The sequence below is a fragment of the Streptomyces sp. NRRL S-31 genome (assembly GCF_000718775.1).
In the GTDB taxonomy this organism is placed as follows: domain Bacteria; phylum Actinomycetota; class Actinomycetes; order Streptomycetales; family Streptomycetaceae; genus Streptomyces.
Window position 1 is genome coordinate 41,627 of sequence record NZ_JOCB01000039.1, and the last position, 23,209, is coordinate 64,835.

A 23,209-nucleotide genomic window follows, 5' to 3' on the forward strand; every position below is an offset into this window, starting at 1 on the left:
CCGTCAGTCGTTGCCGTCGGAACGGCCACCGCTGACGTCCGACTCCTGCTCGGCACGAGTGCGCGCGGCCACGATCTTCCGCTTCGCGATGAGCAGGCCACCCCCCTCGGGGGCCACGGAACCGGTGTTCTCTTCCACCATCGGACTACCTCTCTCTTCTCGGGGACTCCCGCCCGGGATCAGGCGGGAAGCAAAGGGGGACAACGGCGAGCCCGGCGGTTACCGGATCGCCAGGGCTCCGGCGAGAACCACGGCACAGCCGCCGAGGATCATGGCCAGGTACAGCGACCCCGCGTACCGGCCGAAGTGGCGCAGCACCCAGCGGCCCAGGCCGCGACTCACGCCGTCTTCTGCTCCGCCGCGACAGGGCGGAGATCACTCACAGACGGCGAGCTGCGGCCCGTGCACCGAGGGCACCCGCAGGGCGGGTACTTGGTCGGTGAACCCAAGATCACTGCGTTGCGCGGGTCCACCTGCACCTCACGAACCGGGCCGTACGTCCGGCCGCCGTCGTATGACACCCGCAGGGTCATGCGTCCGCCGTCGTTTCTCGTTTCGTCTCGCTCGGTCGCCGCCATGGGGGAAATCATTGACCTGGAAAGCGGGGGCTGTGTAGTTCTTTCCCGTCATGGACTAAAGATCATGAACGGCAAGCGGCAGACCACTCCGCCAACAACGCTCGCGCTTCCTCCCCGAACAACGCGTACCCCTCCAGCGTGGAGAACAGTTCGAGATGCATTTCGATGTCTCTCGGATCTCTCAGGATCACGACACCGGTCGTGTTCTCCACAGTGGCCAGCGTGTTGTCATAGATGGTGAAGGTGTCCATAGGCGCCATGGGTTTGTATCCCGCGATTGGGATAACGCCGAGCTTCACGTTCGTAAGGTGGGTAAGCGAGGCCAGTCGGTCAATCTGCATTGCCATCGCAGCCGGGGGCAGGAGCGGCCACCTCACAGCCTGCTCGGTCAGGATGAAGGTAAACCGCTTCTTCGTGTCGTAAAGAACCTCCTGCCGCTCCAGCTTCCTCGCGATCGTCTTAGTGACATCGGCCGGGGAATGGGCAAGGCTGGCCCGGATGTACTCAGGGGTGGACAGCAGTCCTGTAATCATCGAGAGCAGGAAGAAGCGGAAGTCCGTAGATGAGGATTCGAGGGCTGCAAGTTCAGTCTGCTTCTTCTCCAGGCCCCTACGGCGCAGCGAGCGCAAGTCTTGCCATTCCGTGTTGGCCAGCCGCGCGAGGGCGACGACCTCCTCGATGACCTCGGGTGGAGCCACGACGGCTCGTAGGATTCTTTCCAGGTCCAGCAGGCTCGGCTGAGCTTTCCCGTTCTCAATCCGGCTGATCTTCGATTGGGACATGTTGCAACGCCGAGCGAGCCGGTCCCCAGTGAGGCCGGCTCGCTTGCGTAGTTCTTTCAGCAGGGCCGCCAGTTCCTGTTTCGGCTGGCCCATCTGCTCAGGGTCGAACGTCACCCGCTCACGTACTCCAGGAATGGAACCGACTCGGCAACGGCAATTCGCTTCCACTGCCGGTACGGTTCGGGATCACCCTCGTAGAGCTCCCGGTTTATCTGCGTCCCGTCCGCCCGGTAGTTCATCAGGACCACCTTGGACTCATCGAACATCCAGAAGTCCTGATCCGGAAGTCCCGGGTTCTCCCGGTCGGTGAGGTCGAGGATGCGGATATCCTCGCCCACCTTCACGTGGTGCCGGTAGTAATACTCGAACTCGAACCGAAGGTAGTCCGAGAGCGGGCGGGTCACGACGTGCACCCTGCCGACGCTCTTTCCTTCCGAGGTCCATTGCCGAACCTCGTCCATCCAGGCCGACGTGTAATCGTCGGGGGATTTCTCCCCGGCGAGAAAGCGCTTCAGCTTCTCCGCTTCCTGGGGCATGGTGTAGACGGGCAGCGTTTCCAGTCGCCACGCCTCACGCTCCATGGAATCGAAGCAGTCATTCCACGCGTCACCATCCAAGTGCACGGAACGCCTCCCTGAGAACTGCCTCCGGGATTTCCACGAGCCCTTCCCCGGAGGGCGGGGTGAAGGCGTCGGACACGTCGCCCTGCACCACGAACGACCCGGTAGCCGTGCGGTACACGTTCGGGCAGTCCTTCTCTCCGCACTCCCCGTCGCCGTTGCCCGTGAGCCGGGTGAGTGCCGAACGTTCGGACATGCCAAACCCCCTTGCCTGGCCCCGTTTGGGCCGCCTGCCCAACGACACTAGAGGGGGCGGTGTCACGCGTCTATGCGCGAACGCGACTATGCGTGTCCTTGCATAAACAGGGCGTCGACCACCCCGGCGCCACCCCGGTACGTGGTCGCGCACGTGCCCGTGCAGACTGGGCGTAGCCCCGTGGCGCCGCCCGGGAAGCCTGACCAGGGACGGACGCCTCGGAGGAGGGTTGGTCACGTGACCAACGCATGACCAACAGGGGCCCGAGAGGGCCTGAAACAGCAGGAAAGAACAGGAGAAACGCCCGCCGAAATCAAGCCTGTCAGTGGGCGTTTCCCCAGGTCAGAGTGGTTGTGGGCTGGTGCCCGAGAGGAGAGTTCAAGTCCCCCCTCGGACACCAGCAGGGACGTTCACGAGATCGTCCCGAAGCGTTCACGAATTACCGGTCGAGTCATGTTACTCGCCGGTATTTCGTCGTTTCCGGGGCCTTGAGCCTCGTGAACGGCCCGATGAGGGGGTGAGGCGGTGGCGGTCGAGGTACTGCGCCTCTCACCTGCGAAAACAGGACATGCCTGTGCGACGGCTGGTGGCCGTGGCGCAGGCATGTGGGGTTTTCAGGGGGCGGAGCGCGGCGGAGGTGTGTCACTCGCGTGGCGGAGGCTCGACCTGCTCGGTCGGAAGCGCCCGCGCGGCAGGCGGAGCTGGGGATTCACCACCAAGCTCCACCTGGCCGTCGAGCAAGGCCTGAAGCCCATGTCGATCGTGGTGACGGCAGGGCAGTGTGGAGACTCGCCGCAGTTCTAGCCCGTGCTGGCAAAGGTTCGCGTGCCCCGCATCGGGCCGGGCCGGCCACGAGTCCGCCCCGATCGAGTGCGTGCTGACAAGGCGTACGCCTCCCGCAAGAACCGCTCCTACCTGCGCCGCCGCGGCATCCGCTGCACCATCCCCGACAAGGCCGACCATGCCCGCAACCGCCAGAAGCGCGGCTCCCGCGGCGGCCGACCACCGCACTTCGGCCCAGACGACTACCGCGAGCGCCACGCGGTCGAGTATGGGATCAACCGCCTCAAGAGACACCGCGCTGTCGCCACGCGCTACGACAAGCGTCGGGGACCGAAAGACCGGTGAACCCGGCCAGTTCGCCAGTCGAGCGGATCTCCACGGCGAAGAGGCCGGAGCCCTGCGTGTCCCACTCGCGCTCCATTGCCTCGATGCCGTGGCGAGTCTGCTGTTCGTCACGGACACCGCCGTCACCGATCCACCGCATCACCTCGGGATCCGCATTGACAGCAGCCATGGGCACAACGTCATCCGCGCGCCAACGACGCAGGACCAATCGGGGAGTCTCAAGCATGACTATCCGAGCATGCTGGCTTACAGCGGCATCCCGCCTTCCTGCCTGGGACTTCCGGTACACGACCTAGCGCGGGCTACGCTCGTCCCACTGCTGCCGGAACCAGGTCAGCGTCTCGTGCAGCAGCCTCTGATTGCCGCTGACGGTGAGGAGCGACAGCCGGAAGCCCGGTCGTAGCTCCAGCTTCCCTTCCGGGATGTCGACGCCGTCCAGGGCGTTCAACCGGGCCAGGAATTCGGCCCGCCGCGCCCGCTCGGTGAACGGTTCCCGTGTGGCCAAGTGCTGGAAGACCACCTCGGCCGTTCCTCCGCGGCCCGTTCCCGGGTAGAGGGTCAGCGGCCAGATGCCCTGCCCCGGCAACCCTGCCTTCCCCAGCATGAGGAAAGCGCTGGTGGTCACCTGGCCGGCGCCGTGGCCGACCCAGCCGCCCTCGTCCTGCCAGTGCGCCAGCAGAGTGCGGACGGCTTCCACCGTCTCCACGCTGTCGTCCGCCGACAGCTGACGGAAGAACCGCTCGGAGCGGGTCTCCTCACCGGATCCACTGTTGAGGAGGAGCGGGGCGGTTGCCGCCTCCTGCTGCCTGCTGCTGGAGTCGGCTTCCGCTTCGGACGGCGGCGTGGACGTGTCTTCGCCGTCGGTACCGGACACCAGCAGGGCGAGGTCGTCGCTGGTCAGGCGCTGCGCCGGATCGGCTGCTCCGGTGGCCGTGAAATGAACGCCGTCGGCGCGCAGCCGGGCGCGGACGTCCGTGCCTTCCTCGTCGGGCGAGACCCAGCGGAAGCCGCCGGAGACCTTGCCTTCCGATGTCAGGACGCGGTGGGCGTTCACGATGCCGGCGGTGCCCGCCAGGTGGTTGCCCACCGCCTGGGCGCCGGATCCGATGAACGCGGCCAGGTCCCCGTACGAGGTCCACGTGCCGTGCGGGAGGGCCGCGAGTACCTGGTGGGCCATGTTCCAGTCCCGGCTGCGTTCCGCCCGCCCGGCGCCCGTCAGCGGGGCGGGCCAGAGGCGTACCGCGAGATCCGCGATCTCGTCCGCCCGGGCGAGGATCTCCCGTGCTCCCCAGCGTTCGGTGGCGGCGATGCGGCGGTTCATCTCCAGGTGGCTGCCGCGCAGCAGGTCCTGCTTCCGCTCGAAGGGATGATTGGACAGCTCGGAGTTGACCGCGGTCAGGGTCAGGTTGCCGAGCGTGTGCTGGAGCCGGGAGTGCAGTTCGTCTCCCGTCTCGCCGGGTTCCGCGTCCTCCTCCAGCATCCGCAGCCACTCCTCCCCGGGCGACTGCGGCATGACGTGCTCGATGGTGAGCTGCGCGGCGGCGAAGTCGACCGGCTCGGGATGGCCGTAGCTCTCCTCCAGGCGCTGGAGCACGAGTTTTCGCTGGTGCCAGCGGCCGTACTGGTAGAAGGGCGCCGAGCGGATCTTCTCGCGCAGTTCCCTGTCGTCGGGCCAGAAGCGGTTCTCGGCGGAGAGGAGCTGGTGAAGTCCCTCGGCGACGGGCACACCCCTCGGGAGCTGGGCGGGCACGGCCTGGAAGATCCTGTTGAGGTTGTTCGTCGGTACGCGGCAGATCATGCGGCGGACCAGGAAGCTCTCGATGTACGCCAGCGCGCGGGCCATGTCCGCGGCGTTCAGTTCACCGCGCTCCCGCCGGTCGAAGAGCAGCATCACGGCAGGGTGGGTGACCGCCGCCTGCCAGGCGTCGAGGCGCCGCAGACAGGCCCGGACCTCGGCGTCGGACTCCAGCTCGGGGTTGAGGATCCGGCGGAAGTGAGCGCAACTGCGGTGGAGTTCCTTGATGTACGCCTCGATGCCGTCCTCGTCGGCGTCGGCCCTCTCGAAGCGGTGCTGCTGTGCCGCGTAGAGGTCCTGGCGGCGTACCCGGTCGTCGCCGTCCAGAACGAGCCGCAGCCACATGAGCTGTTCCAGCTCGTCGTTGGTGAGGCTGTCCTGCAAGGGGAGCCAGTACGTCTCGTAGACGAGCTCGCCTCGGTCGGGAAGCCGCATGAAGAGGTAGTTGCGCAGGAGATCGGCCTGGCTGAGCTTGAGGCCGGTGTTGTTGAGCGACTCGAAGATGCGGTGCACGTTGTCTCCGCGCTCGGCGGTGACGGCGACGAGCGTGAGCCTGGAGGTGATGGCCTGCTCGATGCGGAAGACGTCCTCGGGACTGGCCGGATCATTGGCCTCGACCAGCTTGCGTCTGAAGAAGCGGTAGGCGGCGGCCACTCTGTCCCCGGCGGCCTGGTCCGCAGGGGTGGCCAGGATGTGCGCGGCGTACTGCGGACGGTCGGCCTGCGTCGGCAGCAGGCGGAAGCGGTCGGCACCCTTGCGGCGCTTGTTGATCAGGTATTCCTCGTCGACGCGCTCGGCCTCGTCCGGTTCGGAGTCGGCGACGTGGTCGCGGATCGCGGCCAGCGCCAGGGAGAGCGTCGTGAGGCGCTGCTGCCCGTCCACCACCAGCCAGCGCGGGAACGTCGGCTCGTTCAGCGGCGAGGGCGCGAGGACGACCGAACCGAGGAAGTGGGTGCTCCGCTTGTCCCCGGACTCCACCAGCTCCGCCTGCTCCAGGATGTCATCCCACAACTGCGCGAGTTGTTTCTCCGTCCAGGAGTAGGTCCTTTGGTACAGAGGCACTTGGAACTGCTGTGCCCGCCCCTGTACGAGATCGGCGAACAACGTCTCCTTCGCCTGCAACTTCGCGCCCCCTGTTACCGATGACCTGCGTCGTACGTCGTACGTCCTGCGTCTTGCGTCGGGCGGAAACTCTATGACGTCACGCCCGACGCGGCACGGTGATGCCGACAGTCACCCCGCCGGACTCCTGAGAGGTGCACCGGCCCCCACCCCCGCCTCCACCAGGAACGGACTCGGCTCACCCGACCACGACACGTACAGGCTGTCGCGCGCTCTCGTGCAGGCGACGAACAGCAGGCAGCGTTCCGACATCATGTCCGTCTCGTACTGCTTGGCGTCCAGCTCGGCCGGCGTCACCGCCTTCGCGAACGGCACGGCACCGTCGTTGGCGCCGATCACCGCGACGCAGCGGAATTCGAGTCCCTTGAACGAGTGCATGGTCCCGACCCGTACGGCGTCCGCCGCGCTCGCGGTGTCGGCGGACCGCAACGATACGGCGGGGATGCCTGCGGCCTTGAGGTGGGTCACCGCCTTGGCGCACGTCTTGTTGAACCGGGTGCTCACCCCTATCTCCTCGGCGCCGACTCCCGCATCCAGCCACGCCCGCACCCGGGTGACCAGAGCCGCGAGTTCGGCGTCCTCGTCCGCCGCCGCCTGCACGGCCGGCCCGTCGCCGTGCAGGGCGGAGCGGTAGCCGAGCAGCGTGTCGTCGCGGCCCTCGTCCTCGAGCCGGGCGATGGGGCGGCCGATGAGCAGGGCGGTGGACCAGCGCAGGATCTCCTGGGTGCTGCGGTAGTTCTTGCGCAGCTTCACCGACCGCCCGGTGACCTTGATGCCCAGCGACTTCAGGGACACCTTCGAGTCGTAGATGCGCTGGTGCGGGTCGCCCGCGATGAACAGATCGTCCGGGCGGGCGGGCACGGCCGCGCGCAGCAGACGCCACTGCGCCGGATGCAGGTCCTGTGCCTCGTCCACCACCACGTGCCGGTACTGCGGCCCCTTCTCCGCCAGCAGCCGCGCCGCCTCCGCGCAGGTCTGCAGCCAGGTCCGGGCCCCGTCCGCGGCCAGGTCGGCCGTGAACCGCTCCACCGTCTCCCACACCAGCGGCCGCTCGGCCGCGGTCAGCCGGCTCCCGCGCCCACGCCGGTCCGCCGACTCGTACTCGGCGAGGCTCCGGATGTCCTGGGCGAGTATCACGTGCCGGTACTCCTGGGCGAGGAACTGCGCGCTGCCGGGGAACCCGGTCGCCTTGGCGGCCTTGCCCCAGCGGCTCTCCTCCTCATTGTTCATCAGCGGCCGCAGCGCCACCGCGCCCGGCGCCTCGGCGACGAGCCGGCTGGCGAATCCGTCCACCGTCGAGACGTCCACCTTCTCGCGCAGCTCCGGGTCCTCCACCAGCGATTCGAGGCCGGAGCGGAGCGCGTTGACGAGCGCGTTGGTGTACGTGGTGAGCAGGATGCGGTCACCGTCGCGCAGGTGCCCCAGCAGGTACTTGACGCGGTGCAGGGCTACGACGGTCTTGCCGGTGCCGGGCCCGCCGGTGACCTGGGCGGGCCCCGAGTACGACGCCCGGTAGGCCACCTTGCGCTGCGAGGGGTGCAGGAACACCCGCCAGGCCGCGAACGGCTTCTCCAGGATGTCCCGCAGCTCCTCCGGTGCCGTGACCAGCGCGATGCGTGCCCTGGTGTGCTGGATCGCCGTCTCGTAGTCCTGCGTGTCCACCGGCTGCGTCGACGCCTGGAGGGCGGGCGCGACGATGTCCTGCCACACCTCCTCGATCGGGATCCCTTCGGCGAGGTACTGCAGCACCTCCCGCTGGTCCTGCGGCAGCAGCGGCGCGAACACCTCCAACTGCTCCTTGTCGATGAGCGACCGCGCCTGCCGCAGCGTCTCGTCGTCGATGCCGAGCGCCTTCAGGTCCCCGTCGGAGAACTCCGCGAACAGCCGCTTCTTCGGCGAGCCCTCCGCGACGCGCTCGTATGCCGGCGTGAGCTCGTCCAGGGTCGCCGCGTCCCGGATCTCGACGGCCCGCGTCACCTCGTTGATGCTGGCCTTCTGCTTCTTCGCCCAGGCGATCGCCTTGTCGTGCTGCATGACCCGCAGCAGGATGAACGTGTCCCCGGTCGGCGGAGCGAGGACCACACCGCGCCAGAACTGGTCGATACGGATCGTCCGTATCTGCTTGTCCTTGGCGTTCGTCAGGCTCTCCAGCTTCAGTCCCTGATCCCTGAAGAGCTGATCGAGGGTGAGCTGGTTGAACTTCTCCCACGCCTCCAGCACGCCCTTCCGGACCGGCGGCTGGAGCTTGGGGAGTTCGGCGAAGAAACCGATGTCGAAGGCGAGCTGCGGCATGAGGGGATCCTAAGGGCCGGGCGGGGTGCCGTGCGGGTGGAGTACCAGGTCAGGAGGAGGAGCCGGGGCTGCCACCGTCGAGATCGAGACGGATCACGGCCAGCGTCTCGGCGACCTCGGCGGTGAGTTCGTCGCCCGGGCCGAACACCATGCACAAGTCCGCGTGCAGCGGCTCCAGGACGGCGAAGGCGTCCGCGGCCCGCCCCTGCGCGAGCAGCAGCATGCCGATGTCGCGCCGCAGTTCCACGGCCGTCTCGCTCATGTCGCCGTCCACGGACCGGACGACATCGAGGACGTCGTGCAGCCCCGCCAGCGCCTCGGTCACCCGGCCGAGTTCGCCCCGGCAGCGCGCCGCCTGCGCCCGGCTGTCCAGCGCCTCCTCACTGCCCGGCCCGCTCACCCGCCCGTAGGCGTCGGCGAGCGCTTCGAACTCGGGCAGGGCGGCACGGTGGTCGCCCGCCAACTGGTGGCTGACCGCCCGCCATGTGCGCAGGCGCAGGACCGCCTTGTTTTCCGAACCGAGGGCCCGCGCGGCCGGCTCGATCATCTCGTCGACCACCTCGGCGGCCTGCGCGTACCGCTCCTCCTCCATCAGCGCCACGTAGTGCGCCTGCACCTCGCGGATCCGCTCCCGCAGAGCCTCCCGCTCAGCCGCTGGCACGGCGGGCGGCACACCGGGTCCGGCTGCGGACGCGGCGGGCCGTGCGCCCGCGGTGCCGGCGCGCGAGCGGGGTGCGTACGGGCGGCGGAAGATCCCGGTCGGGTCGGGCGTCCCGGCGGGCCCCGCCTCCTCGGGCGTCGACTCCTCGCCGGGCCCGGGCAGGAAGGGCCGCAGCCGCTCGTACACCTCCTGCACGTCCGCCGGGCGCGCCTCGGGCGCCTTGCGGAGCAGATGCAGGACCAGGGCCTCCAGCTCCGCCGGCACCTCGGCCCGCAGTTGCCGCAGCGGTGTCGGGTTGGCGTTGACGTGCTGCATCATCAGTTGCCACTCGCTGTCCCCGGTGAACAGCCGCTGCCCGCAGAGCAGTTCGTGAAGCACGCACCCCAGCGCGTACAGGTCGGCGCGCGGCGTGACCCGCCCGCCGCGCACCTGTTCCGGCGCCATGTACTGGTGCGTCCCGATGGGGCTGCCGGTCGCGGTCAGCTTGGTGACGTCCGTCCGAAGGATCGCCGCGATCCCGAAGTCGAGCACCTTCACCGTGCCGTCCCGGGCAACGAGGATGTTGCCCGGCTTCAGGTCACGGTGCACGACGGGCACGTCGTGCGCGTACGACAGCACGGTCGCCACCTGCGCCGCCACGGCCACCGCCCAGCTCACCGGGAGCGGCCTCTCCGGGTGCACGTACCCGGTCAGCGGCACGCCGTCGACCAGCTCCATCACCAGGAACAGTTGCTCGTACGACTCGTCGAGCACCGCGTCGTACACCTGTGGCACGCCCGGGTGCTGGATCCGTGCGGTGATCCGCGCCTCGCGCCGGAACCGCTTCTCGAACTCCTCCGCCAGGTGCGGCGACGCCACGGCCTGCGGGCGGATCAGCTTCACGGCGACCGGCCGGTCCAGGACGGTGTCGTAACCCCGCCACACGTCCCCCATGCCGCCGTGGCCGAACTGCTCCAGCAGCTCGTACCGTCCCGCGATCCGCCGTGACTCCGGCACCTGCTCCCCGCCCCCGCCCCCGTCGAGTTACCGAAGTGGTCTTCGATGCGCTGGGAAGCAGTTTCGCGGGTGCGGGTTCCGCGCGTCCAACCGGGTCGCGGGCGACCTACGTGATCAGGTCACGCGGGGTGGCGCAGTCGGCGGCGCACTCCGCCCAGACGGTCTTGCCGGGCCCGCCCGTGGCGCGCGGGGAGCAGCCCCACCGGTCGGCCAGCGCCTCGACGAGCAGTAGGCCGCGGCCGCCGTCGCCGTCCTGTGCCGTGGTGGCGGGAATGCGGGGGAGGCGTTCACCGCGGGTGTCGCTGACCTCGATCCGTACGGTGCCGGTCGTCGGGTCGGCGGTGAGCAGGACGTGGAAGTCCCGGCCGGGGACGTGGCCGTGCCGGACGGCGTTGGCGCACAGTTCCGCCACAACGAGTGTGACGACATCGTGCGCGTCGCTGCCGTACGGGATGCCCCAGGCGTCGAGCCGGGTCCCGCACAGCCGCCTGGCCAGGCGGGCGCCGCGCAGGGTCGAGCTGAAGCACATCGCGAACTTGTGCACCGTGAGGGGTGATTGTGCTGCGGTCATGCACTCACGGTGGCGTCTCGTGGCATAGCGTCACCAGGGGTGACGCGCTGACGTTGGCTCTTCGTACGGGATCGACGGGCGCTCTGTACGCGGTGATACGCGGGGGAGAGGCGGGTGGCAGGACGGTGACTTCGATGAGAGACGTGCGGGACGAGGAGCCGGGGCAGCGGCAGCAGCGGCCGGAGGACGATCCGGGGACGGGCGTGGTGACCGCGTTCGGGCGGCAGTTGAAGCTGCTGCGGGTCCGGGCGGGGCTGGACCGGGTGGAGTTCGGCAGGCGGGTCGGATACTCGGCGGACACGGTGGCATCGATCGAGCAGGGGCGCCGCATTCCGCAGGCCCGTTTCATCGAGCGGGCGGACGAGGTGCTGGGTGCGGGAGGGCTGCTTGTGGCGCTGAAGGAGGAGGTGGCCAAGGCCCAGTACCCGGCCTTCTTTCGCGACATGGCGCGACTTGAAGCCAGGGCCACCGCGCTGAACCTCTACGCGATGTATGCGGTGCCCGGGCTGCTGCAGACCGAGGAGTACGCGCGTGCCGTCTTCCATATGCAACGGCCGCTGCTGACAGACGAAGTGATCGAGCAGCGACTCGAAGCGCGCATGGTGCGTCAGGAGATCTTCTGCCGACGCCCCGCTCCCCTGATGAGCTTCGTCATCGAGGAGGCGGTGCTGCGCAGGCCGATCGGTGGCGCAAAGGTCATGCGCGAGACGCTGGGACAGATCCTCGTCACCAGCCAGTCTAGAAACGTAGAGGTGCAGGTCATGCCGATCCAACGTGAGGACAACGCTGCATTGGGCGGCCCCTTTTCGTTGATCGACACTGACAAGGGGCAGCGCCTCGCGTACGCGGAAGTACAGGATCACAGCCGCATCTACACCGACGCTGCGTACGTGCGCACGCTTGAAGCCCGCTATGGCATCCTCCGATCACAGGCACTGACACCGAGCGAGTCACTTGCCTTTATCGAGCAACTGATGGGAGACACATGAGCGTGCAGCGCAGCAAGGCGGCTGTGCCCGAAGCCGCTTGGATAAAGAGCAGCTACAGCACGGGTAACGGCGGCGAATGCGTCGAGGTCGCCGCGATCCCTGGAACCGTTCTCGTCAGGGACTCGAAGCGACCGGCAGTTGCCAGGCTCGTGATCGGCTCCGAAGCGTGGGACGGCTTTGTTCGGATGGCCGCCGGTCGCTGACCGGTGGACGTACGACGAGCGGGACCCGGTACGCGCGTCGCACCGGGCCCCGCCCGCCTCAGATCTCGTCCAGCCCCTCCTCCCGGCGGATCATCCGCCAGGCCGCGCGGCGGGCGCTGCGGTCGAGGTTGGACTTGAAGTCCCGGTCCGTGCCGAAGTACCGCTTGCCGAGGGTGTCGATGGTGGAGACGTGATCCATCATGTTCTCCTCGAACTTCTTGTCGAAGACGATGCCGAAGTTCTCCTCGTCGTTGACGAGGGCGGCGGCCCGGACCTTCGGGTCCTTCTTGGTGGCGTTGAAGGCCGGGAGGACGTCCTCCTCGGTGAACTCCGTGCCGAACTTGGCGTTGAACTTCTCGATCAGCTCGGACAGCAGTGACTTCTCGGAGTCCTTCGCGCCGCCAGCCCCGTCCCCGAAGCCCTTGAGCTCGGCGGGACCCTCCGGGTTGAGGGACACGTCGTACTCGCCGGTCTTCTCGACGCGCAGGTGGCTGAGGTCCACCTCGCCTATGTCGACTCCGCCGTCCGCGAGGCGGGGGAGCCGGTTGAGCAGGTAGCGTCCGTAGAGGTACAGACGCTCCAACTCGGCGTCCTGGTACGGCACGATCTGGGCGAGGAAGCCGTACTTGCGGACGTAGTCGTTGAGGTTGGCCCGGAAGTCCTCGGCGGCCTCGACGTCGTCCTCCTCCTCGCTCTCCAGGAGGTGGGTGAAGCGGGTGACGGCGGGGGAGAGGAGCCGGTACAGCTCGGCGTGCAGCTTCTCCCACTTGGGCTGGGAGCCGCCCGCCTTCTCCTGCGCCTCGAAGTACGCGGCGACGAACTCGTCCATGTCCTGCTCCGAGATGATCGGCGCGGACATGACGCGGCTCTGGGCCGAGTAGAGGAGGTTCGGGTCGGAGGGCAGGGTCTGCGCCTCCTCGAAGTACGGGCGGAACGCTTCCCTGATGTCCTCGGCGTCGTTGACGAAGTCCAGGACGGCGAGGTCGGCCTGGGACTTGCGTTCGGCGGTGCGGTTGAGGCGCGAGAGCGTCTGCACGGCGGCGATGCCGGTGAGCGTCTTGTTGACGTACATCGTCGTGAGGAGCGGCTGGTCGAAACCGGTCTGGTACTTCTCGGCGACGACGAGGATCCGGTACTCCTGCTGCCCCTTGCCGCCGGCCTTCGCCGCCTTGTCGTCGGCGCGGGTGTAGCCGAACGCCTTCGGCAGCGCGCTTTCCGACAGTCCGCCGTTCTCCTTGCTCTCGGTGGTCTCCTCGCCGTCGATGGTGAGGGATCCGGAGAAGGCGACCAGGACACCCAGGTCGGGGTACTTGGTGTCGTACTCGCGGTCGGCGATGTAACTGCGGATGGCGCGTGCCATCTCCACGGCGGAGAGGCGGGAGGCCGTGACCACCATGGCCTTCGAACGTCCTCCGAGCCGGCCGCGGGTGTGGGCGACGAAGTGCTCGACGATCACCTGGGCGTGCTGGGAGACCGTGTGCTCGTGCATGAGCGCGAACCGGGCGAGCAGGCTGTTGGCCTTGGAGGGGTCGACCTCCTTCTCGTCGCGGTTGAGGTTCGCGAGCTTCCAGTAGGTGTTGTAGGTGACGTAGTTGCGCAGCGGGTCGAGGATGAAGCCTTCCTCGATGGCCTGGCGCATGGAGTAGGTGTGGAAGGGGCGGTAGACGGTCTTGCCGTTCTCCACGTCTTCCGTGCCGAAGAGTTCGAGCGTCTTGGACTTGGGCGTGGCGGTGAAGGCGAAGTAGGAGAGGTTGCCGGCCCGGGAGCGTGCCACCGCCTTCGCCTTGAGCTGGTCGTCCAGGGTGACCGTGGTCGCGCCCTCGTCGTCCGAGTCGGCGTCCAGGCCGAGGTCGCGCAGGGCGGACTTCACGGCGGTGGCGGCGTCACCGGACTGGGAGGAGTGCGCCTCGTCGACGATGATCGCGAAACGGCTGCCCTTGATCTCGGTCGGGTTGCGCTTGATGTAGTCGAGCAGCGCCGGGAACGAGTGCAGGGTGACCGTGACGATCTTCCCGGTGTCCCGGGAGAGCGCGCGGGCGAGCTGCTCGCTCTTCGCCCCGTGCTTCTCGTCGACCTTTACGACCAGGCCGTCCGTCTGCGAGAAGCTGCCGACGGTCGCCGAGAGCTGGGCGTCCAGCGCGCGGCGGTCCGTGATGACGATGACCTTGTCGAAGACCGGCTCGCCGGGCTTGATACGGCCGTCGGCGAGGGCCTCGGGCCTGAGGGAGTGCGGATCTGTGCGGGCGTGCAGGTCGCTGAGGCGGTGGGCCAGCCAGCCGATGGTGTTCGACTTGCCGGAGCCGGCGGAGGCCATGACCAGGTAGTTCTGGCCGGCGCCGTGGACGGACGCGTGCGCGGTGAGCTTCCGGACCACGTCCCACTGGTGGAAGCGGGGGAAGATCGTCGACTTGGTGGTGCCGCCGCCGGGCGTCTTGTGTTTCTGCTGGTGCACGAAACGCTGGAGCAGGTCGAGCCAGTTGTCCCGCTCCCAGACCTGTTCCCAGAGGTAGGACGTGGCGTACGTGCCGTGGGCCGTGGGCGCCGGGTTTCCGGCCCCGCCGGGCTGGCCGGGGCCGTTCGAGCCGGTGTTGAAGGGCAGGAACTGCGTGCCCTTGCCGCGTAGTTGCGTGGCGACGAAGACCAGGTCCGGGTCGACGGCGAAGTTCGCGATGACGCGCCGGGTGAAGATCAGCTCGGTGGGGTCCCGGTCGGTCCGGTACTGCTCCTTGGCCTGCTCGACACCCTGCCCGGTCAGCGGGTTCTTCAACTCGGCCGTAGCAACGGGGATGCCGTTGAGGAAGAGGGTCAGGTCGAGCCGGTGACCCCAGTCGGCCTGCTTGGTGGCGTAGGGGAGTTCCCGGACGACGGTGAGACGGTTGGCCCGGTAGCCGTCGAGGACGGACTCGGCGGAGATGAGGTTGGGCTTGAAGTAGGCGACGCGGAGCCGCACACCGCGGTCCTTGACGCCGTTGCGGAGTACGTGCAGCAGCCCGTCATCGGCGATGGCCCGGTCGAGCCGCTGAGCGAAACCGCGCTGCGCCTCGTTGGGGTTGCCGCCGTAGACGGTGAGCAGTTCGTCCCACTCGTCGGGCTGGGTCGCGCCGATGAAGGTGAACAGCTCGTTGGTGTCCAGCCCGAGGTCGGGTCGGTAATCCTCGGGGTTCGCCTCCCGCCAGCCTCGCTCACAGAGCGCGGCAACGATGGCAGACCCGAAGGAGGACTCGTCGTGCACGGGGCTCATACGGTTACTCCTTCGGTTGCGTTGCGTCCGCTGGCGGTGGTGACGTCGAACTGGCCGGTTACGGCGGCCGTGATCAAAGCTTGGCGGCGTTCAGTGGCCAGAGCTTCAGATTGCCTGACCGCTTCACGAAGCGGGCGCAATTTGGTGATCCATTCGCCGATCTCGCGTTGTTCTGTGTAAGGCACGGCAGGGATGGGGATCCGCCCGAACTGCTCCCAGTTTCGGAAGTCGACTGCCCGCTCACGCGTGCTGGTTGCGAAGTTACCTAGGTATCCCTGGAGAGCCAGCAGGCGGAGGAGCCTGCTGAGGAAGCGGGAGTCGCCGTCACCCACGGGGACACACACGTGATATACGGGGCTGCAATTCCCGACGGCTTCGGAGGTTCCAATGGCTCCTGCGAATCCATCAAGTCCGTGCACCACGACATCGCCCAGTCGGACGCTCTGTCCCTGTGGGTCTGTGGAAGCCGAGAGCGTATACCCCTCGGCCCGCCTCAGGCCTCGCTCGGTCACTTGCCCATCGCGGTAGGCAGTGATCACGCCTGCATTTGCGACGGCCGGGCGGACCACCTTGGTGAGGGCTCGACGGATGGGTAGCGCAGGATTACCCGCAGTGCGGTGTACCAGTTGGCTGAAGCCAACGTGTTGGAGAATGCGGCTGTCAATGCGCTCATCCAGGAGGGAAACGAGTTGGTGTTTCTTGGAAAGTAGGCCATCGATCTTGCTGATCTCAGTGTCCAGGAACTGGGTGATGCGTTGCTGTTCCTTTACTGAGGGAATCGGGATTTTGATCTCGCGCGCCATTTCTAGGTTGATCCGCGCGCGGGTCGAACCGCGAGTTAGCGTCGACACTTGATCGGATACGAACGTCGAGCTCAGCGCCCAAGCGGCGTAACGGTGAGTTAGTCGACTTTCGTTGAGTCGTGCACGGAAACAGTCGGCTTTGACGATGGCTGGCCCCAAGTTGTTCGGTGCCACGCAAGCTCGACCGACAGGATGGTTGCCATCGCCGAGTCCCGCAATGATCAAATCCCCGGGATGTACCTCATGGCGACGAAGGTTCTCGAAATAATGCAGTGGGATATAAGCGGAGTCTGCATCCTTGAACTGTGCAAGTCCGATATTTCCGAGGCGAATAACCCTTGCTCCATCGTCGGAGTAGTGACTGCTGGTGAGGGAGCTGCCGAAGGGGCCGTCAGTGATTTCGTTGATGTAGCGCCTCAGTGCGATTTGAGGGAAAGCGACATTTGCTACCCAGGTCATCCGGTCACCTCAGCCAACAGCGCCTGAATCTCCGCTTCCAGAGTCTTCAGATCTGAGTCGATCGCCGCCAGTGGCCTCGGAGGCTGGTACACGTAGAAGTGGCGTGTGACCGGGAGTTCGTACCCCACCTTCGTCTTGCCATGGTCAACCCACGCATCCGGCACATGTGGGTGGACCTCCTGCTTCAGGTACACCTCGACGTCCTCACCCAACGGCACGTTCTCGTAGTCCCGAAGCTCTGCGTCCGGCTCAGGTTGCCCCTTGACGAGCTGCACCTCGCCCTCCGGATCCCGCACTCCGACGACCTCCCGCAGCGCCTTGTTGAACGGCGCCCCCGTCGGCCACGTCCCGCCGGCCTGCACCACCGCGTCCTTCAGCGCGAGCCAAGCCTCCTGCTTCGTGCCCCAGCTCGACCCCATCAGGGACTTGAAGGCGTCCGCCAGAACCGCGGCCTGCGGAAGCTTCTGGATCGCCTTGGACGCCTCCAGCGCCGCCAGCGTCTCCTCCGTCACCTCGAACCGCAGCTTCAGCGGACGCTCCACCGTGATCCGCTGGTAGCCGAAGTCCTCGTTGGCGAAGACCTTCACCTTGCCGTGCAGCGGGTGCTCCGCGTCCTCCACCACCGCCAGGGCCTCGCCGTACAGCTTGACCACCGTGGCGATGTGCTCCTTGCCCAGCGCCTTGCGCTTGTCGCCCAGCGACTTGCGCATCTTCTGCCACTGGTCGCGCGCGTCCAGCAGCACGACCTTGCCCTTGTGGTCCGGGCTCTTCCGGTTGGTCAGGATCCAGAAGTACGTCGAGATGCCGGTGTTGTAGAAGAGCTGGTCCGGGAGGGCCACGATGCCCTCCAGCCAGTCGTTCTCCAGGATCCAGCGGCGGATCTCCGACTCGCCCGAGCCGGCCGCGCCCGTGAACAGGGGCGAGCCGTTGAAGACGATCGCGAGGCGCGAACCACCCACGCCGTTCACGTCCACCGGCTTCATCTTCGAGATCATGTGCTGAAGGAACAGCAGCGAGCCGTCGTTGATGCGCGGCAGACCCGCACCGAAGCGGCCGACCTCCCCCAGCGCCTTGTGCTCGTGCTCGACCTCGTCCTTGACTTTCTTCCACTCCACGCCGAACGGCGGGTTGGCCAGCATGTAGTCGAAGGTCTTCCGGGCGTGCCCGTCGTCGGAGAAGGAGTTGCCGAAGGCGATGTTCTCCGGGTCCTGGCCCTTGATCATCAGGTCGGACCGGCAGATCGCCCACGACTCGGGGTTGAGCTCCTGCCCGTACACCTCCACCGTGGCGTCCGGGTTCAGTTCCTTGATGAGGTCGTCCATCGCGGAGAGCATGCCGCCCGTGCCGCAGGCCGGGTCGAGGACCGTGCGCACCGCACCCGGCAACTGCAACGCGTCACCGTCCGGCGCGACCAGCAGCCGCACCATGAGCTGGATGACCTCACGCGGCGTGAAGTGCTCACCGGCCGTCTCGTTGGACTGCTCGGCGAAGCGGCGGATCAGCTCCTCGAAGATGTAGCCCATGTTGTGGTTGGGCACGATCTCGGGGCGCAGGTCCAGGTCCGTGAACTTGCCGATGACCTGGTAGAGCAGCCCGGCGCCGTCCAGCCGCTTGATCTGCTGGGCGAACTCGAAGCGGTCCAGCACACCCCGTGCGTTGTCCGAGAAGGCCCCCACGTACACCATGAGGTTCTTCGCCGCGTTCTGCGGGTCGTCCGCGATCTTCTTCAGCGTCAGGCTGGACCGGTTGTAGAAAGAGTGGCCCGAGGCCCGGCGCAGGAAGCGGTCCGGGTCGATGCCGCTGTCCTTGTGCTGCTCCGCGATCTCCGCGACCTTCTCGCGGGTCGGCGTCAGCACGCACTCCAGTCGCCGCAGCACGGTGAACGGCAGGATGACCTTGCCGTAGTCGGACTGCTTGTAGTCCCCCCGTAGGAGGTCGGCGACGGACCATGCGTGGTTCGCCAACTCCGTGTGCTTGCTGCTGTTCAACTGGATCCCCGGATTCCTTCCGAAATGTCCCAACCCCACCGCCCGGGCCGAGCCCAGCCGAGTCGATCGGCCGGGACGGTCCGACAAGTGTGGTCTATGTGTGAGAGGCCATGTGCCTAATGGGGCGAAACGCCACCCCGTCCGCCCGCCTCCGCCGCCCCCGACGCCTCCCGCGCCGGCAGCAACTGCCCGCCCGTGAGCCCGCCCGCCAGCAGCCGTGCCGTCTCCTCGGCCAGCCGTGTCGCCCGCTGGACCTCCGCTCGCAGTTCGTGCACGTGCCGGAACGCCTCCCCGTACCGCCGCTGCTCCTCCAGCGGCAGCAGCGGCACACGCAGCCGGCCCGGGCTGACCGTCAGAACCGTGCTGCCGGTCGACGCGCCCGCGATGTTCTCCTCCGCGCCCAGGAACCCGGCGAGGAACCAGGCGTCCAGGCGTGCCGGGTCCGGCCGGAAGAGGTGGACGTGGGGGCCGAGCAGCGCGCCGGCGTCCGCCTCGTCCGCCACCCGGGCCATCGGACCGTCCGTGCTCGCGACCGCCCGTACGAGGACGTCACCGACGGCGATCACGGGTGCCGTCTCGTCGCACAGCCCCATCGGGTCCCCGGTGGGACCTGACCCGGTCGCGATGTCGGAGCCGGTGAGCACCGGCCGTGTCTCGGGCCTCCCGCCCCCGCCGGTCCCGCCGCTCGCGGCCTGCGCGCGGGTGCGCACGCTGTCCGGCAGGTTCCGCAGCAGGGTGAGCGCTCCGCCGCGCGTGAGGTCGGACGCGGTCGCCGTCCGCCACTGGCGGGCCGTGGCGCCCGCGGTGCTCCACGCCTCCTGACCGGCCGTCCTCCCCAGGGACCTCGCGGCCTCGACGAGACTCCGGCGGGTGGCGTCGACCTCGGCCGACAGTTCCGCCGGGTCGATCTCGGCCCGTGACGCCCGTACGAGTCGCGCCGGCGTAAGGTCCACCACGTCGTCGAGCAGGTCCACGACCCCGACGGCGTGCGCGACGCCGGGCTCGCCCTCGAATGTGTCAGGGCTCTCCGTGAACGCCCGCCAGGCGTCCAGTGCGCGCGCTGTGATCCCGTCCCAGTCCGGGGCGGCGGGTCTGCTTCCACCCCGCATTCGCCCGCTCACGGTCGCCGTCCTGCCGTGTCCGGCCGCCGTCGCCGCGTCCGCCGCCGTGTCGACGAAGAGGACCGACTTGCGTTCCGGGCCGCCCGGTTCGGGCCGTTGCAGCACCCAGATCTGGAGGCCGACGTGCAGCGGCACCGACGCGCCGGCCGGCAGGGCGATCACCGCGCGCAAGGCGCCGCTGCGGACGAGTTCTGCCCGTACGCGGCGGCCCGACGAGCGGCCTGCGGTGGCCGGCGGGAGGAGCAGGGCGGCATGGCCGCCGGGAGTGAGGTGGGAGAGGGCGTGCTGTACCCAGGCCAGTTCCGATTCGGCGCGGGGCGGTACACCGTACGCCCAGCGGGGGTCGTAGGCGAGTTCGTCGTGGCCCCAGTCGCGGTCGCCGAAGGGCGGGTTGCACAGGACGGCGTCGGCGAGCAGGCCGGGGAAGGCGTCGGCGCGGAGACTGTCGGCGGCGCGGACGGTGACCGTGGCCTCGGGGGCCGTCAGCATCAGGCTCACGGCGCTGCGGCGGGCCTGCACGGGAAGTGTGTCCTGGCCGTACAGCTCGCTCGCGCCCCTGAGGGCGGCGGCTGCCAGGAGGGTGCCGCTGCCGCAGGCCGGGTCGAGGACGCGGGCGGGGGAGCCGGGGATCAGGCGGGCGAGCAGGTCGGCGAGCGGGGCGGGGGTCTGGTAGGCGCCGGATGCGGCGCTGTCCTCCAGTTCCCGTTCCGCGAGCACGGCCAGCGCGGCCTGGCCGCCCTCGTCGCGTACACACGCGTACAGCGCGCGCAGCACCGGCGCGTCGCCCGGCTCGTAACGGACGGCCTCCGCGGCCGGTACGGCGTCGGCTGCCGCGGCCGCGTCCCGCTGCGCGCGGGTCGCGAGGTCCGCGTCCGGCAGTCGTACGGCGGCCGTCAGCTCCTCCGGCGAGCGGCCGGCCGCGGCGAGGACGAGCAGCAGCAGGTCCTCCGGTGTGCCGCCGCCGTCCTGTGCGTGCAGGCGCAGCGTCGTGCGCAGTTCCTCCGACGGGCTCGCGGCCGAGGTGTGCCCACGGGAGGCGAGCCAGGCGCGCACGGCCTCCAGGTCGTACAGCGGGCTGCTGTCCGTGCCACCGGACGGCGCCGGGAAGTCGTCGTGCCGACGGCGCCAGTTGCTGACCGTGGCGCGTGTGACGCCCGCGATGCGGGAGATGTCGGCGGCGGTCACCTGGGCGGGTGACGCGGATGACTGGGGCATAGGTGCGGTCCTGGGCCTCTCGGAAGCGGACGTAAACAACTTACAGCACCCGTCAAATCTGTCAACGCGTTTGACAGCGCTTTCAATGTGCTGATTATGTGAGGGTGCTTGCGGCGGAAGCGGCCGCCCAGCAGGTTTTCGTGCTGCGGGCTGCCCTGCCGCCCCGTCGGCCTGCCGCGCCGACCCCATGAAACGGAGAACGCCATGACCTTCCAGCAGCCCGCCCCTCAGCGGCCCGGCTACGACCCGCACGGCTTCACCGGCCTCGCCGCGCCGCACGGAGGGGGCCAGGGCGAGCGCCGCAAGAGACGGCTGAAGTACGGCGCTGTCGCCCTGGTCTCCCTGTTCATCGGCGTCGGGATCGGCTCGAGCGACGGTTCTGCCGACACCGGCAAGGCGACGGCCGGAGTGAAGGCCGCCCCCCGCCCCACGGTCACTATCACCCGGACCGCCGCGACCACCGACCCCAAGCCCGCGCCCACGGTGACCAAAACGGTCACCGCCAAGCCGAAGAAGACGCACAAGTCCGGTCCGGCGGCCGGCTTCCCCGGTGAGGGGGAGTACCTCGTCGGCGAGGACATCAAGGCCGGCACCTACAAGACCGCCGGGCCCGACGGCGAGTGGGGCTGCTACTGGGAGCGCGCAAAGGACGCCAGCGGCGAGTTCCGCTCCATCATCGCCAACAACAACCTCGACGGCCCGGGGCGCGTGACGCTCAACAGCGGCGAGTACTTCAAGACCAACCGGTGTCAGGAGTGGAAGCTGGTCGGCTGAAGCACGAAGGTCCCGCCCCGGTCACCCCTCTCGGTCCGGAAGGCCCATTCGTGACGATCATCGAGCACACAGAGCTGACCCGTCGCTTCGCCGACGGCTTCACCGCCCTGCAGGAGGCCGTCCTGGCGCGAATCAGCGGGATCTGCGCTCCTGAGGTTGACGTGGCCTTGGAACATCCTTCGCTCGCCGGTCCCATCGCCATCGCTCTCGCCCACGTCGATGTCCTCGCTCGCGGGGCTGTCCGGCGTGCGGAGCTCTCGACACAGTCCCCGGAGCGGCTGCGACGGCTGCGGATCCACGCGCGCAAGGTGCGACGGGCCCTGTCGCAGGCGGAGGCCCCATGCAGGGAGCAGCCTGCCGCCGTCTCGCCGGCCGCTCCTGGCCGATGGACGTGCTGGAGGTGAGGGTGGCGCGCAGGGCGTTCCCGGCGGCCTTCGCCGAAGCCCCGCGGCAGGAACTCCGCGACAGGGGACTGCCGACGGCACACCGCAGGCACCGGAAAGCGACCTCGCCCGCTGGGTCTGGGACCAGCGGACGGCAGGTGACGAACTGCTGCCGACGCCGGTGCGTGAACTGCTGGACTGTGACGACGACGCCTTCGTCCAAGAACCCCTGCGCGATGTCCGGGAGGACGAGAACCTCCACCTCACGCATGACGCGGTGGTCGAACGATGGAGTCGCCACGCCCGTGCCGCGCTGGCCTGGGGCCGCTACGCGATCGGCCGGGCCGCACGGGACGCCCTCACCTGCTCCCTCTCCGCACGGCGCACCGGACTCGACGGTTTGGACGACGCCTACCAGGACACCGCGGTTCTCGCCGCCCGGTCCCGCGAAGCCCGGCTCCGGGTCACGGAACTCCACGACCGGATGCAGGCCTGCATGACGACGGGGCCGTTCGCGGACCTCATCGCGCGGTGTCGCGCCGCGGCGTCGGCGCGCTTCGCGGACGCCGAAGCCGAGTTGTGGCACAGCGTGCGTGAACTGACCGAGAGGCGCCGGACGAACTGCCCCGAACGCACCGATGGCTGCCCGCACTGTCACCACGCTCTTGCCGCCCTCCTCGCCGACACGGGCGGAATCGGCGACGGCGAACATCCGACGGCAACGAATCCGGCCGATGGGGACCGCTATGCCGTGCTCGCCGACCTTCCCGACACCGCAGTCGTGGCCGTCGCCGGCGCGGCCGTCGCTGACGAGTCCGCACTGTGCGGCTACGGCTGGGCTGCCGAAGACGGGACCGCCGGTTACGGCGACTCCTTGGCCTCGAGCAGCGGTGAAGCCGAAGCCATCGGTATCTGCGAGGCCGCCTTCAGCCTCCTCGAGCACCCCGAGGATGAGCCCGTCATCCTCCTGTGCGACAGCGCCCAGGCAGTCGGCGTCGTCGATGCGGACCTGCGCTCGGCCAGGCCACCCGGTTGCGCGGCCGCACCCAGGGCCGGGGCACCTTCACCAGCAGGCCCGCCGGCTACGCGCCGGCACCGGTCCGGTAGGGGTACGGCCCCGCCGCCGGCCCGCACCATCAGCCGCCGTGGCTCGTGGTGCGGGCCGCTCCGCTCCGCGACGGACCGCAGCCCCGTATTGCAACGGCCGATCCACGGGGTCGCGTCGGCCGCCGCCGGCCTGCCTGACCGTCCTGCCCGAACCGCGCCGCGCCGACGGGCCGGCGGGCCGGCGG

General features: G+C 68.6%; 16 protein-coding genes and 3 pseudogenes. 5 read left to right on the top strand and 14 right to left on the bottom strand.

What is annotated here, in order from left to right:
• Nucleotides 1–3 precede the first annotated feature (3 nt).
• From IF37_RS44940 to IF37_RS42195, 5 genes are all read right to left on the bottom strand, one after another.
• Nucleotides 4–141 carry a hypothetical protein gene (locus tag IF37_RS44940; protein ID WP_173456875.1) on the bottom strand — a complete coding sequence of 46 codons (138 nt, stop codon included), beginning with the start codon at nt 139–141 and terminating at the stop codon, nt 4–6.
• Between the two features lie 78 nt (nt 142–219).
• Nucleotides 220–342, bottom strand: coding sequence for a hypothetical protein (locus IF37_RS46380; protein ID WP_268257584.1), 123 nt, complete (start codon nt 340–342; stop codon nt 220–222).
• 298 nt (nt 343–640) lie between these two features.
• Entirely contained in the window at nt 641–1,474 is an 834-nt protein-coding gene (locus IF37_RS0117380; RefSeq protein WP_030743091.1) for a helix-turn-helix transcriptional regulator, read from the bottom strand.
• The gene (locus IF37_RS0117385) at nt 1,471–1,983 is read right to left on the bottom strand and encodes a DUF6879 family protein (protein ID WP_030743093.1); all 513 of its coding nucleotides are present in this window, start codon (nt 1,981–1,983) and stop codon (nt 1,471–1,473) included. The genes IF37_RS0117380 and IF37_RS0117385 overlap by 4 nt, the downstream gene beginning before the upstream one ends.
• Nucleotides 1,967–2,176, bottom strand: coding sequence for a hypothetical protein (locus IF37_RS42195; RefSeq protein ID WP_030743095.1), 210 nt, complete (start codon nt 2,174–2,176; stop codon nt 1,967–1,969). Before IF37_RS42195 ends, IF37_RS0117385 begins: the two co-directional genes overlap by 17 nt.
• A 705-nt stretch (nt 2,177–2,881) precedes the next feature.
• Between IF37_RS42195 and IF37_RS39485 the strand changes: the two are divergent.
• Nucleotides 2,882–3,304, top strand: a pseudogene (locus IF37_RS39485) (transposase); the annotation flags it as partial.
• On the opposite strand, the pseudogene IF37_RS42200 reads toward IF37_RS39485, so the two are convergent.
• The 5 genes and pseudogenes from IF37_RS42200 to IF37_RS0117415 form a co-directional block, all read right to left on the bottom strand.
• A pseudogene (locus tag IF37_RS42200) lies at nt 3,282–3,530 on the bottom strand (GNAT family N-acetyltransferase); the annotation flags it as partial. The pseudogenes IF37_RS39485 and IF37_RS42200 sit on opposite strands and share 23 nt — an antisense overlap.
• A gap of 66 nt (nt 3,531–3,596) precedes the next feature.
• On the bottom strand, nt 3,597–6,161 hold the full coding sequence (locus IF37_RS0117400; protein WP_253915789.1) for a DUF262 domain-containing protein: 2,565 nt from the start codon (nt 6,159–6,161) through the stop codon (nt 3,597–3,599).
• Between the two features lie 171 nt (nt 6,162–6,332).
• Nucleotides 6,333–8,513 carry a UvrD-helicase domain-containing protein gene (locus tag IF37_RS0117405; protein WP_052845227.1) on the bottom strand — a complete coding sequence of 727 codons (2,181 nt, stop codon included), beginning with the start codon at nt 8,511–8,513 and terminating at the stop codon, nt 6,333–6,335.
• A 49-nt stretch (nt 8,514–8,562) separates the two neighbouring features.
• Nucleotides 8,563–10,170 carry a serine/threonine-protein kinase gene (locus IF37_RS0117410; RefSeq protein ID WP_030743100.1) on the bottom strand — a complete coding sequence of 536 codons (1,608 nt, stop codon included), beginning with the start codon at nt 10,168–10,170 and terminating at the stop codon, nt 8,563–8,565.
• A 106-nt stretch (nt 10,171–10,276) separates the two neighbouring features.
• Nucleotides 10,277–10,741, bottom strand: coding sequence for an ATP-binding protein (locus tag IF37_RS0117415; protein ID WP_052845228.1), 465 nt, complete (start codon nt 10,739–10,741; stop codon nt 10,277–10,279).
• Nucleotides 10,742–10,875: 134 nt separating this feature from the next.
• Here IF37_RS0117415 and IF37_RS0117420 point away from each other — a divergent pair, with 134 nt between their 5' ends.
• Together IF37_RS0117420 and IF37_RS42205 are read left to right on the top strand one after the other, a co-directional pair.
• Nucleotides 10,876–11,730 carry a helix-turn-helix transcriptional regulator gene (locus IF37_RS0117420; protein ID WP_030743105.1) on the top strand — a complete coding sequence of 285 codons (855 nt, stop codon included), beginning with the start codon at nt 10,876–10,878 and terminating at the stop codon, nt 11,728–11,730.
• On the top strand, nt 11,727–11,933 hold the full coding sequence (locus IF37_RS42205; protein WP_079165780.1) for a DUF397 domain-containing protein: 207 nt from the start codon (nt 11,727–11,729) through the stop codon (nt 11,931–11,933). Before IF37_RS0117420 ends, IF37_RS42205 begins: the two co-directional genes overlap by 4 nt.
• Before the next feature lie 58 nt (nt 11,934–11,991).
• Here IF37_RS42205 and IF37_RS0117425 read toward each other — a convergent pair whose 3' ends face one another.
• The 4 genes from IF37_RS0117425 to IF37_RS0117435 form a co-directional block, all read right to left on the bottom strand.
• Nucleotides 11,992–15,174 carry a type I restriction endonuclease subunit R gene (locus IF37_RS0117425; RefSeq protein ID WP_030743107.1) on the bottom strand — a complete coding sequence of 1,061 codons (3,183 nt, stop codon included), beginning with the start codon at nt 15,172–15,174 and terminating at the stop codon, nt 11,992–11,994.
• The gene (locus IF37_RS42210; protein WP_079165781.1) at nt 15,171–16,436 is read right to left on the bottom strand and encodes a restriction endonuclease subunit S; all 1,266 of its coding nucleotides are present in this window, start codon (nt 16,434–16,436) and stop codon (nt 15,171–15,173) included. The genes IF37_RS0117425 and IF37_RS42210 overlap by 4 nt, the downstream gene beginning before the upstream one ends.
• Nucleotides 16,433–18,424, bottom strand: a complete 1,992-nt coding sequence (locus IF37_RS0117430; protein ID WP_030743109.1) for a class I SAM-dependent DNA methyltransferase — start codon at nt 18,422–18,424, stop codon at nt 16,433–16,435. The genes IF37_RS42210 and IF37_RS0117430 overlap by 4 nt, the downstream gene beginning before the upstream one ends.
• A 116-nt stretch (nt 18,425–18,540) precedes the next feature.
• Nucleotides 18,541–20,760: an N-6 DNA methylase gene (locus IF37_RS0117435; protein ID WP_253915790.1), complete on the bottom strand. Its 2,220-nt coding sequence runs from the start codon at nt 20,758–20,760 to the stop codon at nt 18,541–18,543.
• Nucleotides 20,761–20,964: 204 nt separating this feature from the next.
• Here IF37_RS0117435 and IF37_RS0117440 point away from each other — a divergent pair, with 204 nt between their 5' ends.
• Both IF37_RS0117440 and IF37_RS0117450 read left to right on the top strand, forming a co-directional pair.
• A complete protein-coding gene (locus IF37_RS0117440; RefSeq protein ID WP_253915791.1) occupies nt 20,965–21,534 on the top strand; it encodes a hypothetical protein in 570 nt (189 codons plus the stop codon).
• 564 nt (nt 21,535–22,098) lie between these two features.
• Nucleotides 22,099–23,209, top strand: a pseudogene (locus IF37_RS0117450) (hypothetical protein); the annotation flags it as partial.